The organism is Achromobacter sp. UBA2119 (assembly GCF_002331005.1).
Taxonomy (GTDB): Bacteria; Pseudomonadota; Gammaproteobacteria; order Burkholderiales; family Burkholderiaceae_B; genus Achromobacter; species Achromobacter animicus.
Genome location: NZ_DCYD01000015.1, coordinates 81,789 through 100,366 on the forward strand (window position 1 = coordinate 81,789; position 18,578 = coordinate 100,366).

Genomic DNA, 18,578 nt, shown 5'->3' on the forward strand with positions numbered 1-18,578 from the left:
ACGAATACACACGAGCCTCATGCCGTCGGCAGAGGGGCTTGCCCGTCAACGATAGCCCAGCGAGCGGCGGTACGGCCAGCGTTGCGGACGCAAACCTTGCGCAAGGCGCAAGCGCACACGCAGTTCTTGACGCAGCGCCGCACATGGTGTCCCATCGCAACGATGCAGCTGTACTAATGGCCCCCACTGCCGCGGAGACCCCTTGCCGACACCAGGCCTGATGGATCGTGTTCCCTCGTGGCGTTATCTGCCCGTGGCCTTGGCGCTGGTGCTGCCGGTGATCGCCTGCGTCGCCTGGACGTGGTGGCACGCGCAGAAGGAACAGCGCCTTGAAGCCGAGTCGGCCGCGCGCATCGTGCGGGTGCAGACGCAGCACGTCCTGACGCAGACGTGGACGCTGGCGGACCGGGTGGCGGCGCTGACGGCGCTGTCCTGCGACGAAGCGCTGCCCGACCTGCAACGCTGGGGCGCACTGAACCCGTATCTGCGGTCCCTGTTCCTGGTCCGCGGCGATCGCATCTATTGTTCGTCGGCGGTCGGCAAGATCGACTATCCGGTCTCGGAGTTTCGCAAGTGGGTATCCGACCAGCCGCCCGACCGCTGGCGCTTTACCGTGACCGGCTCGCCGCTGGCGCCCGAACGGCCGGCGATCCTCCTGGGCCGGCCCGGCGCCGAGGGACACAGCGGCGTCGTGGTGGTCGACGGACGGTACGTGCAGGATCTGCTGGACGCCGTGGCAAGCCTGCGCGATTACCGCATCGAACTGCAGGTAGGCGAGGGCGGGGCGTTCATCCACAACGATTTCAAGGGTGCGGCGGGAGCGTCGCGCGAGCTGGTCTACCACGAGACCACGGGCTACGATGGGCCCACACCGCTGACCATTCGCGTCAATGCGCCGGCTGAAGCCGTCGTGCAGGCGTGGCAGCAATTGATGATGACTTACCTGCCCGCCGCCGCGCTGCTCGGACTCGGTCTGGCCGTAGTGGCGTACCGCCAGCAGGCGAACCGCCGTTCCTTCAGAGAGCAGTTGCGCCGCGCGATCCGGGCTGATGAATTCAGGGTGCATTACCAACCCGTGTACGGTCATGCAACGGGCCAGTGCAGCGGCGTCGAGGCGCTACTGCGCTGGGAGCGGCCCGGGGTGGGATCCGTGCGGCCGGACGTCTTCATTGCGGCGGCCGAGGCCGATGGCATGATCGCCCCGCTGACGCGCCATCTGTTTACGCTGATCGAACGCGACATGCGCGGCTGGACCACGCCGCCGGGGTTTCACGTCGGAGTCAACATTGCCGCCGAGCATTTGTCATGCGCCGAGTTCACCACCGACGTCGAGCGCTTCGCCGCCAACATCGCCCATCGTGACCCGACCCTGGTATTGGAGATCACCGAACGCAGCCTGATCACCGATGACGGCCAGGCGCGGCGCAACATCGACACGCTGCGTGAGCAGGGGGTGCGTGTTGCCATCGACGACTTCGGCACCGGCCACTGCTCGCTGTCGTATCTGCAGCGATTTCCAGTGGATTATCTGAAGATCGACAAGGGCTTCGTGCATGCCATCGAACCCACTGGCGAAGACGCGCCAGTGCTGGACGTGATCATCACGCTTGCGCATCGCCTGGGCCTGGCGGTGTTGGCCGAAGGCGTTGAAACGGATCTGCAGTTCCGCTATCTCACCGGGCGCGGCGTCGCGTTCATCCAGGGCTACCTGTTTGCGCGGCCCATGCCGTCGGATCAGTTCGTGACGTGGTACGCCGGGCACGTGCCACCGAACGCACCGGTGGGCGAGCCGCAATCGCGTTCAAGTGGTCTTGGCGTTGGATGACGGCTTGGCAAAGAACAGATCCGTGATGGCCTGGCTGTCCATGGGTTCGCCGTTGATCGCGCGCGTCAGCATTTCCGCGCCCAGCAGTTGCACCGAAAACACCAGATCGGGCTGCACCCGGCGGATCTTCTCCAGATGCTTGCTGGTGTTGACCAGCGCCACCGTCTTGGCGCCGTCCGCGCCGGTCGCTTCCTTTGCGGCCAGCACGATGAATGCGTTTTCTGCGTCGTCGTCGCGCAGCGCCAGTACATAACGCGCCCGCGCCACGCCCGCTACGTGCAGCACGTCCACGCTGGAGGGGTCGCCTTCGATCAGGTCGGCGGCGGCGGGATAGTCGTGCGCCATGCCCGTTGGCACGATGACGGTGACTTCTTCGTTGCGGCTGCGCAGGCCCTGGTAGACGCTCAGCGCGAGGGGCGTCGCGCCGGCGATGATGATGTGGTTTTTTCTCATGGCCGAAGAAAACCTGCCTTTGACGAGCCGTTTCAGATTGCCGCCGATCACCGGTCCGGCGATCGCGCTGACGGAGGTGGCGAACACGGTAATGCCGAGGATGATAATCGACGCCGTGAACAGGCGCGCCGTGCCGCTATGCGGCACGATGTCGCCGTAGCCCACCGTGGACATCGAGACGATCGAGAAGTACAGCGCGGTGCTCGCGTCCAGAATCGGCGGGTTGAATTCGTTGCCCAGGTATAGCGTGCCGAACACCGCGTAGATCATCAGCGACAGCACGCTGACCAGCGCAAACAGCGACCCGGCCGTCACGCTGGCGCGGTCAAAGCGCCGCCAGTACGCCACCAGCGCAATCACCAAGACCAGCGTGTAGATGCCCAGCCCCGCGCGGCCCCCGTCGCCCATGATGGCGAACGTGCCGATGCCGATCAGCAGCACCAGCGAGAACGCCCACGCGATGCGCGCCTTCAGGATCAAGCCCAGCGCGATCACCTGCAAACCGACGCCGAGCACCAGGCGTGGAATCTCCAGCAGACCGACCACGCGCATGATCTCGTGCCAGTTGTCCAGCGCGAGCCAGAACGAATACTCGCGGGCACGGACTTCGCGCAGCACCGGGTGCATGAACGCGTATCCGTCCAGCGCCACCAGGATGGCAAGGCACCAGTTCGGCGGGAAAAACGCCAGTATCTTGCGGAGGCGATGGCGCAGGGATGGCTGGGGCAGGGGCATGGAGGGGAGGGGCTTGCTATATCAATCTGGTATGGAAGACTATCAACAAAGAATTACTGGAAACGCGTCCGAGGTCCTAAACTTTCCTCATCAGGCGGCTATCCGGAAGGAACACCGCCGATATGGCAGTAACGCCCCCCAGCAGCACGGGTGGACGCATTGCCAGGCGTTGATCACGTTGCAGCCCGTGCAGGGACTAGAGACCCGGCGCAGGCCACGGTCGGACCGTGCGTGAGTAGTATGAGGCACGAATGTTGGAATCGCGTGATCCAGGTAGAAGGCATCGGTGCCGGCCGATGACTCCGGGTTCACGTGTTGTTTTAGCGCGGCGTCTTACCCTTCGGGGGCAGCGCCGCGTTTTTTTCGCCTGGCGGTCTTGCGCCGGGCGATTTCAGGCAGACGCGTTCGCGTCCGCTTCTTCGCTGCGCCAGGCTTGTTGCCCGTCCGTGCGCGCGGTTGGCGTTGACACCCGATAGTCCAGATCCAGCGTGATGTCGGCTGCAAACATGTAGCCCCATCCGTGGACCGCACGGATCGGCAGCGTCATCTGATTGGCCGCCGCCTTGCGGCGCAGGCGGCTGATCATCACATCCACGAAGCGGCGGCGCGTGATGCCGCTGTCGGCTTCGTCCGCGCCATCGGCCAGAAAGGCGTCGCGGCTGATCTTGCGGTCGGGCGACTTCACCAGCCGCGACAGAAAATCGCGTTCACCGGTCGTCAGGCCCAGCGTCCGGCCCTTGGGGCTGATGAGCGTCCATCCCTTGTTTGCCAGCCGCCAGCCTTCCTGGGCCGGTTCTTCTATGGCTTCCGTGCCCGCGCCCGGCTCCATGCCGTCCAGCCCGACCGCGCGTCGCACCAGCGCCTGCAGCACCGCCGCAAGCTCCAGGCCGGTCACGTCCGGCGGCAGGCAGGCGTCCGCGCCGCAGAGCAAGGTGCGGATACGGCTTTCGGGATCGGTGAATGGGGCGATGGCCACGATGCCCAGGCTGCGATCGATGGCGCGCAGACGCACGGCGGCGTTATGCACATCGGTAAGCGGGGCTTCCAGGACGACCAGCGGGCTGGGCCGGCGGGAAAATCGGTCGTAGACATCCACGAGATCGTGGCAGCGGCGGACGTTGAATCCCAGGTGGGAAAGGGACTCGACGAGTCTGGCATGCCTGGCGTCGTCATTGCCAAGAAAAATGACATCCAGCGTGTTGTTCATTGATGCTTCCAATGAGGCGCCGCGACGGGGCGCTGGCGCCTTGAAAAAGCCGGACGTCTGGCAGAGCCATGCCGTTTCCGGCCGTTGCGGCGCTTGTCGTTCCAGAGTCACGCCTGTGTTGCATTTAAACACGGGCGTGTTTTTTTGTGAAGATACGTTTCTATGGTTTCGGACGGTAACAGCCGTCCAGGGGGAAATAGTCCGGCATCCATTGAAACAGCGTTTGATCCCCGATTTGCGTCAGAAAAATATTATGTATTACCGATACATTATTTTCTCTTTCGGCCGATTTCTGCCCATAAACTCATGCGGCTTTTTTTGCTCCGATTTTGCTGCAACGTCGCGCGACGGCAGCGGTGGGACTGGCGGGCAAGGCGCTGCAAGCCGATGAAAGATATGACTTTTAACGGGGCGGACTGCGGCGTGAAGCGAGGGCGCGCGGCAGCATGCGCGCAAGGCCAGGGGGGGTCAAGCGGCGATTTATGGATTAGCCCGGAAATTGGGGTCTAATCCCTTTATTTGGCCGCAGATTTGAAATGCTTTAATCCAAAAAAACCATACAAATTAATGTCTCAGGTTGATCGATTGGACACGTTTAGCCATCGTCTGCGCAACGCAAGAATGCTTCAGGGGTGGACTCAAAAAGACTTGGCGGTCGCAAGCAACCTGTCGCAAAGCGCTATTGGCAACTACGAAAGCGGACAGCGCCAGCAGCCGTCCAGCGAGGCGCTCATCAAGCTGACGCGCGCCCTGCGCGTCAACCCCCTGTGGCTGAGTACCGGCGAAGGACCCATGCTCGACACGCCGTCCGGCCATGTTGCTGCGGGCAGACTGGGCGAAATCCCCGACCCGCCCGCCTGGCCCTTCGAAACCATCTCCTACGCGGCCTACGCGCGGCTTTCGCACCAGGAAAAACGGCAGATCGAGCTGGTGCTGGGCGCCTACATCAAGGCACGCGGCGAATAGTCCCCATCGGTTGCGCAGGAACCTGCGGGCGCGGCCGGACATCGGCGGGCGCGACGGCGCCGGTGCCGCGGGGATCGGTGCGCAGCCGGCTGCGCAGGCGTTCCACGGGATCCGCAATCAGGTAGTTCAGCACCGCCGAGACCCCGATGCATCCCGTGATGGCCATGGCGGCGAACAGCATGGGTTGATGCTCCTGCACATCGTGCATCAGCCAGCTGAACGCCATGATGACCAGCATGTGGCAGATGTACAGGGGATAGCTGAGTTCACCAATGGCCTTGTCCAGCTTGTGGCGCGATTGGAACAGGAATGCCAGCGGCAGCAGTGCGGCAAACAGCAGGACCGCCAGGCCATCGCGCACGGTGGGATTGATGCCGATCGAGAAGTGCGCAACCGTATACAGGAACAGGATGCCGGTGCCGAGTTCAGGTAGGCGCTTCACGCGCTGCGTCCAGGCCTTCATGCGCGGCAGCAGCACCTGATGCGACAGCGAACCGATCAGGAACAGCGCCAGCTCCGTGGGGAAAAAGCGATAGGTCCAAGGATCCGAGCGGCCGACCCCCGTCCAGATCAGGATCGCGCGCAGGGCCAGCGAGGCGGCCAGCAGCGCCAGCAACCGGCGCGGCGAGCGCAGGATGAAGGGCGCAACCAGGTAGAAGCTCATTTCCACACCAAGCGTCCATGCTTGCGGCACCAGCAGACCCTTGTAGAGCGGCACGTCGCTGTTCGCAAAGCTGCCCGTGAAGGCCAGCGCCGAATCGCGGATGCCGAAGAACATCAGCCAGTCCTGGCCGAAGATGAAGAGGTTGGAGAGGAACAGGAAGACTTCGGCGCTGAAGGGCAGGGCTTCGTAGATGCGGAAGAACGAGCCGCCGCTGACGATGTGGGCCGTCAGGGTCAGGGCCGCCACCGCCAGATAGATCGGGAAAAGCCGCAGGAAACGATTGGCGTAGAACTTGCCGGTGGCGCCCTGATAATGGTCCGTCGCCGTCAGCACGTAGGAAATGAGGAAGCCGGAAATCACATAGAAGAGCTGCACGGCAAGCCTGCCGCCGACAAGCTGATCGGCGTAGCCGCCGCCCAGGTGGTCCAGCACCACTGACAATGCCAGTAAGGTTCTCAAGAAGCCCATCGCGCATCTCCCCGGTCGATATTGTTCTCAGCCCCGATGGGCCGGACACTGCGCATGCGGTTGTCGCGGGCTCCGCTCCTCTTTCCCTGTATTACTTTTTAGGCCGGAGTCATCAACTGTCATTGATTCTGCTCGCGGCCACCCACCCCCGCCATGCGGCATTCGATGCAGAACCCGCGTTCATCGGAGCTAGAACCTCCGGCTCAAGCGTGCATCTTTTGGATACGGCTGACAGACGGAGAAAATCGCGTGATGACGCACGGGCCGGTTACATTACGACGATACGCATCAATTGGAGGCTTGCTCATGCCCAATTTCATGTCCACGCCCAGCAGAATGCTCTGCCTGGGACTGTTGACCGCGGCCCTGGCCGGATGCGCCGGCATGACCGGCGGCGCGCGTCCCGAAGGCGCCGCTGCGGCCAGCGCGGCCACCAGCAAGGATTCGCTGGCGCAGACGAGCTGGGAATTGGTCCGCTGGGCGCAACCCGGCGGCGCGCTGCGCGACATTCCGCACGGCGACAACGGTGAGCCCATCCGCCTGACGTTCCTGGCGCAAGGCAAGCAATACCAGGTCAACGGATTCTCCGGCTGCAACCGTTACACGGGCACGTACAAGCTCGAGCGCAACAAGCTCGTCATCGACGCGCCCGCCACCACGCGCATGGCCTGCGTGCCGCCCGAGCGCGCAAAGCTGGAAGCCGACTACCTGCGCGCGCTGCGCGCCATCGACACGTTCACGCTGGATAGCGGCGGCGCGCCGCGTCACCTGACGTTCAATCTTCGGGGCGGCGACGTGCTGGAGTTCGAGCGCCGCCAGGATCCGCCGACCCCCTGATTCCCGCTTCGCTGAACGATCCGAGAGACCTGCATGCGCTTATCCCTTTTCCAGCGCCGCCTGGCGTCCGTCCTGCTGTGCGCGGGTCTCGTTGCCTGCTCGTCGCCGCCGATGCGCGCGGCCGATGGCCAGGATCCGCGTTTCCAGCCTGCCTCGGCTTCCGACATCCTGGTGCAGACGAACTGGGATCTGGCGCGCTGGACGCTCCCCGGCGGCGCGCTGCGCCCCGTGCCGCATCCGTCGTCGTCCACGCGCCCGATCACGGCTGCATTCATCCACGATCAGGGTTCGCCCCGGATGATGGGATTCAGTGGATGCAATACCTACAACGCGCCGTACACCATCGCCAATGGCCAGTTGATCGTGCGCGCCGATCCGGTGTCGACCCGCATGGCCTGCGCGCCGCAGACGATGGCGCTCGAGCACGATTTCCTGGCGTCGCTCACCCGGATCACGGCCAGTTCCTTCGATAACGCCAACAATCCGCAACGCATGACCTGGAAGCTCAGCACCGGCGACACGCTGGACTTCGGGCGCCGCGCGGATCCCGTGGCGGGCGGCCAACGCGGCCCCACCAAGCTGGTCTACGTCAACGCCGAGCGGGTGCCCTGCGACACGGCCGGTGGCCGCGGCATGTGCTATCAGGTGCGGGACAGCGCCTCGCAGCCCTGGCAGGCCTGGCCGGGCGAAATCACCGGGTTCAATTTCCAGCCCGGCGTGCACTACCGCCTGCGCGTGGTCGAGATCAATGACCCGAATGCCACTTTGGGAGCTGCCCCGCTGCGCTGGGTGCTGGACGCGGTGGTCGAACAGCAGGTCGTCACCCGCTAGGGACGGCAGGCGATCTGGGCACCGGCCGCCCAGCGGTATTCCCTTCTGCGGCGCAAATGGCCCAGCGATTATGATTACGGGCTTCGCCGCCTGTTTTCTATCGCTTTGCCATGACTTCCGTCGTCAATATCGCCGCTTACAAATTCGTTCCGCTGGATGACCTGCCTGCGTTGCGCGAGCGCCTGCTCGCCGAGGCCGGCGCCGCCGGGCTCAAGGGCACGATCCTGCTGGCCGGGGAAGGCATCAACCTGTTCCTCGCGGGGGCGGCCGGCGGCATCGACACCTTCTTGCTGGGCCTGCGCGCCGATGCGCGGTTCGCGGACCTGGAGGTCAAGTTCAGCCACAGCAACGACGTGCCGTTCCGCAAGCTGCTGGTCAAGATCAAGCGCGAGATCATCCGCATGAACCACCCTGCCATCCGGCCGGCAGCGGGCCGCGCGCCCGGCGTCGATGCGCACACGCTGGCGCGCTGGCTGGCGGCGGGCGTGGACGACAATGGCCGGCCCGTGGTCATGCTGGACACGCGCAACGCCTTCGAGGTGGACGAAGGCACGTTCAAGAACGCCATCGACTGGCGCATCGACCGCTTCACGCAGTTTCCCGCCGCGGTCGAGGCAAACCGGGCGCAACTCGAGGGCAAGACCGTCGTCAGCTTCTGCACGGGCGGCATCCGCTGCGAAAAGGCCGCCATCTTCATGAACGAGGCTGGCATCGAAAACGTCTACCAGCTCGACGGCGGCATTCTGAAATACTTCGAGGAAACGGGCGGCCCCGGCTACGAAGGCAAGTGCTTCGTGTTCGACGAGCGCGTCTCGCTCGACCCGGCGCTGGCGCCCAGCAACGCCTGATCGGATTTCCCGCAGAAACAAAAAAGCGCCCGCATTTGCGGGCGCTTTGCATTGGCGGTGACGCGGTTCAGCGCACGCGCATGCCGGGCTTGGCGCCGGGGAACGGCTCCAGCACGTAGATGCCGGCGTCGACGGCTTCATCCGCATGGCTGGCGGCCAGCACCATGCCTTCGGACACGCCGAACTTCATTTTGCGCGGCGCCAGGTTGGCGACCATGACGGTCAGCTTGCCGACCAGGTCTTCCGGCTTGTAGGCCGACTTGATGCCCGAAAACACGTTGCGGTGGCGGCCTTCGCCCACGTCCAGCGTCAGGCGCAGCAGCTTGGTCGAACCTTCGACGTGCTCGCAATTGACGATCTGCGCGATACGCAGGTCGACGCGCGCGAAGTCGTCGATGGAGATGGTCTCGGCCAGCGGCTCGCCGCCGGGCACCACGACGGGCGCGGCGGGCGGCTCGAACAGGTCTTCCAGCATCTGCGGTTCGACGCGCTGCATCAGGTGCTTGAACGGCGCCACGCGCTGCGGCAGGACCGAGGCATCGGCCCACGTGAAGGGCGCCTGCGCGCCGAACAGTTCCAGGGCAACGCGTTCGGCCAGCTGGGGCAGCACCGGCGCCAGCATCACCGACAGCGCCTTGAAGCCGGCCAGCGAGCGCGAGCAGATGTCCTGCAGCGCGGCCTTCTGCGCGTCGTCGGCGGTGGCGATGCCCTTGGCCAGCACCCACGGCTGCGCGGTGTCGAACGCCTGGTTGATGCGGTCGGCGTAAGCCATGATCTCGCGGATGGCGCGGTTGTACTCGCGGGCCTCGAACGCGGCGCGGATGGACTCGGCCTGCTCGGCGTATTCAGCGGACAACGCGCTGGTGTCGCCGGAATAACCCAGGACGCCGTCGAAATGCTTGGTGATGAAGCTGGCGGCGCGGCTGGCGATGTTGACGTACTTGCCGACCAGATCGCTGTTCACCCGGGCAATGAAGTCCTCGGGATTGAAGTCCACGTCTTCGACGCGCGCGTTCAGCTTGGCGGCGATGTAGTAGCGCATCCATTCGGCGTTCATGCCGAGTTCCAGATAGCGCAACGGCGAAATGCCGGTGCCGCGGCTCTTGGACATCTTTTCGCCGCTGACGGTGATGAAGCCGTGCACGTTGACCGCGTCCGGCGTCTTGCGGCCGGCGAACTTCAGCATGGCGGGCCAGAACAGGGCGTGGAAGTACACGATGTCCTTGCCGATGAAGTGGACCTGTTCGGTGTCGCCGTTGGGGTCGAGCAAGGCGTCAAAATCCATGCCCTTGACCGCGCAATAGGACTTGAGCGACGCCAGATACCCGACCGGCGCGTCCAGCCAGACGTAGAAATACTTGCCCGGCGCGTCCGGGATCTCGATGCCGAAATAGGGCGCATCGCGGGAAATGTCCCAGTCGCCCAGCTTGGCCTCGCCGTCTTCGCCGCCCAACCATTCGCGCGTCTTGGCCAGCATTTCAGGTTGCAGATGCTTGGCGCCTGCCTTGTTCGAACCCGTGGTCCACTGCTGCAGGAATTCCACGCAGCGCGGATCGGACAGCTTGAAGAAGAAGTGGTCGGACGACTTCAGGACGGGCGTGGCGCCCGTCAGCGCGGAGTACGGATTGATGAGTTCGGTGGGCGCATACACCGCGCCGCAGACCTCGCACGAATCGCCGTACTGGTCCTTGGCGTGGCACTTGGGGCACTCGCCCTTGATGTAGCGGTCGGCCAGGAACATGCCCTTGACCGGATCGTAGAACTGCTCGATGGAGCGCGTTTCGATCAGGTCCTGGGCCTTGAGCGCGCGGTAGATGTCCTGCGACAGCGCGACGTTTTCCGCCGAATCGGTGGAATGCCAGTGGTCGAAACGGATGTGGAAACCGTTCAGGTATTGCGGACGCTCGGCCGCGTAGCGCGCAACCAGCGCCTGCGGCGTGATGCCTTCCTTTTCGGCCTTCAGCATGATCGGCGCGCCGTGCGCGTCGTCGGCGCCCACAAAGTGCACCGTGTGGCCCGCCATTCGCATCGAACGAACCCAGATATCGGCCTGGATGTACTCCATGATGTGGCCGATGTGGAAAGATCCGTTGGCGTAGGGCAGCGCAGTGGTGACAAAGAGGGTGCGAGACATGGTTGTCGACTGAGGTTGAGGGGAAAAGGGATTTGGCCGGCCATTTTAGGGCAAGCGCGCGCGCCTGCCGCTGATGCGGCCCCGGATGTGGTCCCGGACAGGGTTCCGGAGATGGACCCGGAAAGTACACAACCCGCCCATCGCAGTGACGCGAATCAGGCGGGTTGAGGGAAGCGTGGCCAGGCGATGAGCGCGATTTCAGCGCAGCACGCATTGGCCGGCTTGCGCGGAATCATGCGCAAGCCAGGTTGAAAACCGCCGTCAGCGGATTTCGCGGGCCTCGACGTCAATCACATCGCCACGCGGTTGCGTGGCGAACGGGGCAGTGGCGGACTGGAAGGGTCCAGGGCGGGCGCCTTGGCGCTGGCTCCAATAGGCGCGAACGCCGAAGGGCTTGCCGCGCACCTTGGCGACCACATAAAGGATCGCCACGGCGAATGCCGTGGAAAGCATGAACACCAGCGCCATCGCCATGCCGATCAAGGCCAGGGCGGCGAATAAGACGGCACGAAAGAAGCGGATAAGTGTGTTGGTCATGAATGGTCGGATGCAAAACGCAGCGAAAGGTTCCCGTGTATCCGCTATCCTTTAGGGGATGGCGGCCCGCAGACGCCGCGCTGCCTACGGAACCATAGTGACATGAGTATAACGATAGAAAACATCCGCGCCGCACTGCGCGCCGCGCAAGACCCGAATACCGGATTGGATTTGGGCGTTTCTGTAAAAGATCGTGACATTCAACTGGCCGGCGGCCGCGTCGCGTTGACGCTGGAGCTGGGCTATCCCGCCGACGCCGTCCGCGACCAGATTCGCGACATCGCCGTGCGTGCGTTGGCGCAAGCGGGCGCGCCCGATGCGCAAGTCACTGTCACTTGGAAAGTCGCCGCGCACGCCGTGCAGAAGGGCCTGAAGCCGCTGCCCAACGTGCGCAACATTATTGCGGTCGCTTCCGGCAAGGGCGGCGTGGGCAAGAGCACCACCGCCGTGAACCTGGCCCTGGCGCTGGCCGCCGAGGGCGCAACGGTCGGCGTGCTGGACGCCGACATCTACGGCCCCAGCGTGCCGACGATGCTGGGTATCTCCGGCCGTCCCGAAAGCCGGGACAACAAGAGCATGGAGCCGCTGACCGGCCACGGCCTGCAAGCCAACTCCATCGGTTTTCTGATCGACGCGGACTCGCCCGCCATCTGGCGCGGCCCGATGGTGACGCAGGCGCTGGAACAGCTGCTGCGCCAGACCAATTGGCGCGACCTGGATTACCTGATCGTCGACATGCCGCCCGGCACGGGCGACGTGGCCCTGACGCTGGCGCAGAAGGTGCCGGTCGTTGGCGCGGTCATTGTCACCACGCCGCAGGACGTGGCGCTGCTGGACGCGCGCAAAGGCCTGAAGATGTTCCAGAAGGTGGAGGTGCCGATTCTGGGCGTGGTCGAGAACATGGCCATCCACATCTGCTCGCAGTGCGGTCACGCCGAGCACATCTTCGGTGAGGGCGGCGGCCAGCGCATGGCCGAGCAATACCAGACGCCCTGGCTGGGCAGCCTGCCGCTGACGCTTGCCATTCGCGAACAGACCGACGCCGGCACGCCGACCGTCGTGTCGGACGCGGGCAGCGAAGCCGCGTCGCTGTACCGTGCGATCGCTCGAAAGCTGGCCGCGGGCGTTGCGGCGCTTCCGCGCGACATGGCCGGAAAGTTTCCCTCCATCGTCGTTCAACAACCGACCTGACGCATGCGGTGGGCTGCCCGCGCCTTATTGGCAGGACTTTGCATGATGGCGGGCGAGGCGTTGGCCAAGCGCCCGGAGGTCATTGTCGACCCCGGGGGCGTGCCCCCGGCCGCGCTGCAGGCGATCACCCAGGCGGTCGATGCGATCGCGCGTCTGGCCGAAGACCAGGACGGCGGTGAAATCAATCGCCTGCGCCGGCGCGCGCGCGACGCGACGCTGGCGGCGCTGGCCACGCAGGGGTATTTCTCGCCCAAGGTCACGCTCGAAGCCGGTACGGATATCGGCGGCGAAACCTGGGACATCGCGATCGTGCCGGGCAAGCGCACGACCGTCGAATCCGTGAATCTGGAGTTCTCGGGCCGCATCACGCGCCCCGAGTACGCGCAGCGTGTGCAGAAGCTGCGCGACGACTGGAGCCTGAGGAAGGGGCAGCCGTTCATCAATAGCGACTGGAACCGCGCCAAGGCCACGCTGCTGGACGACGTGTCCACGCGCGACTTCCTGCTGGCGCGCATGACGTCCTCGCGCGCCGACATCGACGCGGACAACGCGGCGGCGCATCTGCACGTCACCATCGACAGCGGGCCGCAGGTGCGCATGGGCGAGCTCAACACCCAGGGTCTGAAGCGCGTGCCGGAGACGCTGATCGACCGCTACGTGCGCTACAACGTGGGTGCCGCATTCGACCAGAACCGGCTGGACCAGTGGCAGCAGGACCTGCAATCGACCGCGTTTTTCCGCGGCGCGTTCGTTTCGCTGCAGGAGCCGCCCGGCCAGAACGATCAGCCCACCGATCCCATTTCCGACCGCGCCCGCGGCCCCGGATCCGAAGACGCCGCTGCCGCCGCACCGGCGGGCGATCCCACGGTGTCGGGCGGCATGCCCCCGCCGCCGGCGCAGTTCGATTCCGACGGCGAGATCACGCTGCCGGTGCAGGTGCGCGTGGTCGAGGCGCCGCCCAAGCGGTTTTCCGCGTCGATCGGCGTGGACGACGAGGCCGGCGTACGGGTGGAATCGGTGTATCGCCAGAACGTCGTGTTCGGCCAACCAGTCACCATGGAAACAGGCTTTGGCGTGGACCGGTTGCGCCAGCGCGTTTTCATGGACATCCTCTTGCCGCCTTCCGAGCGCGGCTACCGCGATTCCGTCGGGATCCTGGCGGACCGTTCCGACATCCAGGGGCTGGAAGTGACCCGCTACGCGCTGGGCGCGACGCGCACGCAAGAGCGCAAGGGCGCGGGCGACAGCCGCGTCGAATATGAAACGCGCTACGGCGTGCTGCTGGCGCAAGACCACGTCAAGATCGACGGCGGCGACAGCTACACGCTGCCCACCATCACCACCACGGCCGAATGGCTGCGGCGCGATGTCGACAACAAATACGATCCGCGCGAGGGCAACCTGATTTCCGTGGGCGGCGGTGTCGGCGTGACGCTGGATACCGGCGAGCCCTACACCCGCCTGCGGCTGCGCGGTCAGAAATGGTGGCCTTTCGGTAAATGGGACGTGCTGACGATCCGTGGCGAGGTCGGCCGCGTGTGGTCCAACGGCGACGTGCAGGTGCCGGACGACTTCGGTTTCCGGACGGGCGGTGCGCGGTCGATCCGCGGCTATCGCTATCAAAGCATCGGCGTGCACCGCGACAACGCTGTCGTCGGCGCGCCCACGCTGCTCGTGGGCAGCATCGAGTACGACCATTATTTTGACGAGCGCTGGGGCATGGGCGTGTTCGTGGACGCGGGCGATGCCGCCGAATCGTTCGGCGACATGAAGATGTCCGTAGGCTACGGCGTCGGCGCGCGCGTGCGCACGCCCGCCGGGCCGCTGTTCCTGGACGTGGCCTATGGCCAGCGCGAACGTGACCTGCGCCTGCATTTCTCGCTGGGGATCGCGTTTTGAAGTTCGTGCGTAAATTTCTGCGCCATGTGCTGGTGTGGTGGCTGCCCGGGCTTGCCATGCTGGTTGCGCTGGCGGCTGGCTTCATCTTCTGGCTGGTGGCCTCGCAGAACGGCACGCGCCTGTTGCTGACGACCGCCGCGCAGCAACTCGAAGGCCAGGCGCTGGACGTGAACGGCTCACTGCTGCACGGGGTCACCGTGGGGCGTCTGGAGCTGACGGCCGGCGGCACGCACGTCGACATCCACGACCTGGATTTGTCCGTGCGCTGGAGCGCGCTGGGCGACCGGCTCTTGCATGTGCGCAATCTGTCCGCCGGCTCGGTCCGCGTGGACATGGAATCGTCGCCCGAGACGCCGCCTGCCGAGGAAAGCAGCGAACCCTTCACGTTGCCCAAGCTGCCTGTGACTATCGCCGTGGACCGGCTGGCGCTGGGCGACTTCCAGTTCACCCAGGACGGCGAGCCGCTGCCCGTCACCTTGAATGACCTGAACGCGACCTTTGCCGCCAGCCAACAGGGCGCGCAATTGCGCATCGCCAGCCTGCGCGTTGGCCACGAGGTGGGCGAGGCCGATGTGACTGGCCAGGCCGATCTGCAGGGTCTGGCCGACCCCTGGCCCTTCGCGGCGCGCCTGGACGTGACGGCGCGCGGCGCGGGTCCCGACTCTCCCCTGTGCCAGGCCGATCGGCTGAGCGGCGTGTTCGGTCCTGTGGCGGGGCAGGCGCCGGCCAAGGACAAGGCCGAAGAATCGGCCAAGGAGCCCGCTGCGGCCAAGAAATCGGCTGCGGCCAAGGCCCAGGCTCCGGCCAACCGCGCAGGCGCTCGCAAGGCCGAGGCCGCCGCCAAGGGCACAAATGCCTCCAAGCCGGCGGAGACGGCCAAGGGCCGCACCGACGCCGCAGCAGCTTCCAAGGGCAAGGCAGAGCCTGCCGCCACCGCGGCCGCGCCGATGGGGCCGCCCGTGCCCGCGTGCCTTGTCGTGCTGCACGCCGACGCCGCGGGATCGCTGGACGGCATCCAGGCCAAGATCGACGGCACGGGGTCCAATTTCGTGCTCGATGTGGTGGCCGATCTGGCGCCGCGCACGGCGCTGGTGCTGCGCAGTGCCAGGGCGCGAGCGCAGTTGCCGGACAAGTCCACGCTGGCCGCGCAATTCGACCTGCAGGCGGGCGACGCGCCCGGCCGCGACCGCATCGTCGGATCGCTGGACGCGCAGCGCCTGGATCTGGCGCCGTGGACGGGCAATGCCATTCCGCCCGCGCTGCTGACCGTTCGCGCCGACGTGCAGGCCGACATCGAAAACTTGAGCACGCTGCGCCATGCCGCCGTCAACCTGCGTTTTGAAGAGGGCAGCCGCTGGAACCGCCAGCCGCTGAGCGGGGATCTGAAGGCGCAGGTGGATGTGACTGGGACGGGGGACGGTGCGGCAGCCGGTGCTGCGGCAGCCGATGCTGCGGCAGCCGGTGCTGCGGCAGCCGATGCTGCGGCAGCCGGTGCTGCGGCAGGCGCCGCAGTGGCGCCTGCCGGGACGGCCGCGCGTGACCCGGCGGTGGACCCGCTGGCCGGCCTGCGCATCCACGGCCTGGACGTGGACCTGCGGCTGGGGCGCAATCGCGTCCGCGCGACGGGCGAACTGGGGGCATCCAGCGGCGCCATCACGCTGGATGCCCAGGCGCCGCAACTGGACGCCTTCTGGCCAGACATACCCGGCGGTGCCGACGTGAAGGCCCGCATCGACGGCACGGTGGCCGCGCACCGCGGCGAGCTCACCGCCAGCTATACGCCGCCCCGGCCCCGGCCCGGCATCATCGGGCAATCCCGCGCGCAGGCCAATCTGACCTTCAACGGCGGCTGGGGCAGGGGCCCGGCAGGCCAGCCCGACGCGGCGCTGGTGGGCTGGCGCGGCACGTTTTCACGGCTGAGCGCGGATACCGCCGGATTCGCCGTGTCCCTGGATCGCCCGGTCACGCTGTCCTTCCTGCCCGCTGCCGTTGCGCCGCAATGGCAGTGGCAGGTCGGCCAGACCGGCGTGAGCCTGACCCTGCCGGGCAAGGAGCGCCTGTCCGTGGCGCACCAGGGATCGCGCGGCGGCGGCAAGCGCTGGGAAACCGCCGGGCAGTCGGACAACCTGGTCATCACGGCTGGCGTGGCGCGCCAGGTGGTCGGCGCGTTCGATCCGGAAGCCGCGGCCAAGCTGGGCCGCAACGCCGGCCGCGTGAACGCGATGGTTCCCGACGGCCAGCGCCGCATCGCGCTCGACCTGCTGTGGGACTTGAAATTCGACGGACGCCTGGCCGGCCGGGCCCGCATCGCGCGCCGTGCGGGCGACCTGCTGATTCCGGGCGATCCCCCGGTGCCGCTGGGCGTGAAGGCGCTGGTCGTCGACGTGACCGCCACGCCCACCTCAGCCAACGCCAGCCGGCTGGACGCCCGCCTGGACCTGTCGACGGAAAAGATGGGGTCGATCAACGGCACCGGCACGGCGGTCCTGCTGGTGGACGCGCAGGGCGGGATGGCGCTGGATTCGCGCCAGCCGCTGCGGGCGCGCTTGAATGCGGACATCGCCGACCTGGCGTGGGTTGGCCTGTTCGTGGGCGACGCCATGGAAGTGGGCGGTACGCTCAAGGCCAATATCGACGTGCAGGGCACGCTTGCCGGCCAATGGGGCGCCACCGGCTCGATCCGGGGCGACAAGCTGCGGCTGGTGCGCATCGACGATGGCGTGCGGCTGATCGATGGCACGCTGTCCGCCCGCCTGGACGGCCAGCGGCTCATTCTGGACAGCCTGCGCTTTCCGGCGTCGCTGCGCGTGATGCCTGCCGAATGGCGCACCAAGGAATGGATCACGACCAACGCGGGCGCCAAGGGCGGTTACGCCGAAGCGAAGGGCGACTGGAACATCATGGACGGCGGCGGCGCGATCAAGCTGACGCTGTTCCGATTCCCGGCCCTGCAGCGATCGGACCGCTACGCCATGGTGTCCGGCACGGTCGAGGTGCGGGCGGCCATGCCGCGCCTCGAGATCGTGGGCAACCTTAGCGCCGACGCGGGCTGGTTCAGCCTGGAGATCCTGCAGGGCGTGCCGACGCTGGATGACGACGTGCGCGTGATCCGAGCGGGCGACGATCCCAACAAGGTCTCGACGCCGCTGCAGACCAGCATGGACCTGAAGTTCGACATGGGGCCGCGCTTCTACATCACGGGCATGGGGCTGGACGCCGGCCTGCTCGGTTCCATCCAGATCCGGCTGAACGAGGGCCGGCTGACAGGCTGGGGCCAGTTGCGCACGCGCGGCGGCGGCATCGAGGCCTATGGCCAGCGGCTGCGCCTGAGCCGCGGAACCCTGACGTTCCAGGGCCGTCTGGACAACCCCATCCTGGATATCGAGGCGCTGCGCACGGGTGAACTGGTCGAGGCCGGCGTGCGCGTGGTGGGCACGGCCCAGCGTCCGCGCATCGACCTGGTGTCTTATCCGGAAGTCAGCGACGTCGAAAAGCTGTCGTGGCTGCTGCTGGGCCGCGGGCCGGATGAAAGCGGCGGCGACGCGGCCTTGCTGGTGTCGATCGGCACCGCGCTGCTGGGGGGCGGGCAGCCGTTCTACAAGCAGTTCGGCCTGGACGACGTGGCGGTGCGCACCGGCAACATGGGCAGTTCGGGCAGCATCCTGCCGGACCGTACGGTGGCCGGCAATGTGAACCGCGATATCGGCAGCGACCTGTCCACGCAATTCCTGGTGGCCAGCAAGAACTTCGCCAACGGCATCACGCTGAGCGTCGAGCAGGCGCTGTCCGGCAGCGATACCGTTGGGCGCGCCAGCTACCGGCTGGCTCGTGGTCTGTCCCTGGATTTGAAGGGCGGCTCGGTCAACGGGATTTCCCTGGTGTACCGCACCCTGTTCGGCAATTGATCCGGCGCCCGGCTTGCGGCGGGACAAGTCTGTCCCGCCCGGCCGGAATCGGGTCCGGCGCGCTCGGGATAAAATGAT

At 66.1% G+C, this 18,578-nt stretch carries 13 protein-coding genes and 1 pseudogene; 9 read left to right on the forward strand and 5 right to left on the reverse strand.

Going from position 1 to position 18,578, the window contains the following annotated elements:
* Positions 1-220 precede the first annotated feature (220 nt).
* Entirely contained in the window at positions 221-1,825 is a 1,605-nt protein-coding gene (locus B3098_RS14870; protein WP_279974553.1) for an EAL domain-containing protein, read from the forward strand.
* On the opposite strand, the gene kch is transcribed toward B3098_RS14870, so the two are convergent.
* Complete coding sequence (kch, locus tag B3098_RS14875; RefSeq protein ID WP_286897373.1) at positions 1,802-3,013, reverse strand: voltage-gated potassium channel protein; 1,212 nt, start codon at positions 3,011-3,013, stop codon at positions 1,802-1,804. The two genes, B3098_RS14870 and kch, sit on opposite strands and share 24 nt — an antisense overlap.
* A 391-nt stretch (positions 3,014-3,404) precedes the next feature.
* Positions 3,405-4,220, reverse strand: coding sequence for a response regulator transcription factor (locus B3098_RS14880; RefSeq protein ID WP_286897374.1), 816 nt, complete (start codon positions 4,218-4,220; stop codon positions 3,405-3,407).
* On the opposite strand from B3098_RS14880, the gene B3098_RS14885 reads away from it, so the two are divergent.
* Positions 4,210-4,611 (forward strand): hypothetical protein, encoded by a 402-nt coding sequence (locus tag B3098_RS14885; protein WP_279974453.1) that lies wholly within the window; start codon positions 4,210-4,212, stop codon positions 4,609-4,611. The genes B3098_RS14880 and B3098_RS14885 overlap by 11 nt on opposite strands.
* Before the next feature lie 176 nt (positions 4,612-4,787).
* Positions 4,788-5,186, forward strand: a complete 399-nt coding sequence (locus B3098_RS14890) for a helix-turn-helix domain-containing protein (protein WP_175137991.1) — start codon at positions 4,788-4,790, stop codon at positions 5,184-5,186.
* Here B3098_RS14890 and B3098_RS14895 read toward each other — a convergent pair.
* Positions 5,167-6,318, reverse strand: coding sequence for an acyltransferase family protein (locus B3098_RS14895; RefSeq protein WP_279974451.1), 1,152 nt, complete (start codon positions 6,316-6,318; stop codon positions 5,167-5,169). The two genes, B3098_RS14890 and B3098_RS14895, sit on opposite strands and share 20 nt — an antisense overlap.
* 306 nt (positions 6,319-6,624) lie before the next feature.
* Between B3098_RS14895 and B3098_RS14900 the strand changes: the two genes are divergently transcribed.
* From B3098_RS14900 to B3098_RS14910, 3 genes are all read left to right on the forward strand, one after another.
* Positions 6,625-7,155: an META domain-containing protein gene (locus tag B3098_RS14900; protein WP_286897378.1), complete on the forward strand. Its 531-nt coding sequence runs from the start codon at positions 6,625-6,627 to the stop codon at positions 7,153-7,155.
* Positions 7,156-7,188: 33 nt separating this feature from the next.
* Positions 7,189-7,986 (forward strand): DUF4377 domain-containing protein, encoded by a 798-nt coding sequence (locus B3098_RS14905; protein WP_376784630.1) that lies wholly within the window; start codon positions 7,189-7,191, stop codon positions 7,984-7,986.
* Positions 7,987-8,096: 110 nt separating this feature from the next.
* On the forward strand, positions 8,097-8,834 hold the full coding sequence (locus B3098_RS14910) for a sulfurtransferase (RefSeq protein WP_175184674.1): 738 nt from the start codon (positions 8,097-8,099) through the stop codon (positions 8,832-8,834).
* Positions 8,835-8,901: 67 nt separating this feature from the next.
* Here the strand turns inward: B3098_RS14910 and metG are convergent.
* Positions 8,902-11,001 (reverse strand): annotated as a pseudogene (gene metG, locus B3098_RS14915) (methionine--tRNA ligase); the annotation flags it as partial.
* A gap of 228 nt (positions 11,002-11,229) precedes the next feature.
* The gene (locus B3098_RS14920) at positions 11,230-11,505 is read right to left on the reverse strand and encodes a hypothetical protein (protein WP_056325207.1); all 276 of its coding nucleotides are present in this window, start codon (positions 11,503-11,505) and stop codon (positions 11,230-11,232) included.
* A gap of 102 nt (positions 11,506-11,607) precedes the next feature.
* Between B3098_RS14920 and apbC the strand changes: the two genes are divergently transcribed.
* From apbC to B3098_RS14935, 3 genes are read left to right on the forward strand one after another with little or no spacing between them, the layout of a single operon-like run.
* Positions 11,608-12,696 (forward strand): iron-sulfur cluster carrier protein ApbC, encoded by a 1,089-nt coding sequence (apbC, locus tag B3098_RS14925; RefSeq protein WP_175122482.1) that lies wholly within the window; start codon positions 11,608-11,610, stop codon positions 12,694-12,696.
* 3 nt (positions 12,697-12,699) lie between these two features.
* On the forward strand, positions 12,700-14,595 hold the full coding sequence (locus B3098_RS14930; RefSeq protein ID WP_414631283.1) for an autotransporter assembly complex protein TamA: 1,896 nt from the start codon (positions 12,700-12,702) through the stop codon (positions 14,593-14,595).
* 56 nt (positions 14,596-14,651) lie between these two features.
* Positions 14,652-18,500 carry a translocation/assembly module TamB domain-containing protein gene (locus B3098_RS14935; RefSeq protein ID WP_286898169.1) on the forward strand — a complete coding sequence of 1,283 codons (3,849 nt, stop codon included), beginning with the start codon at positions 14,652-14,654 and terminating at the stop codon, positions 18,498-18,500.
* Positions 18,501-18,578: the final 78 nt, after the last annotated feature.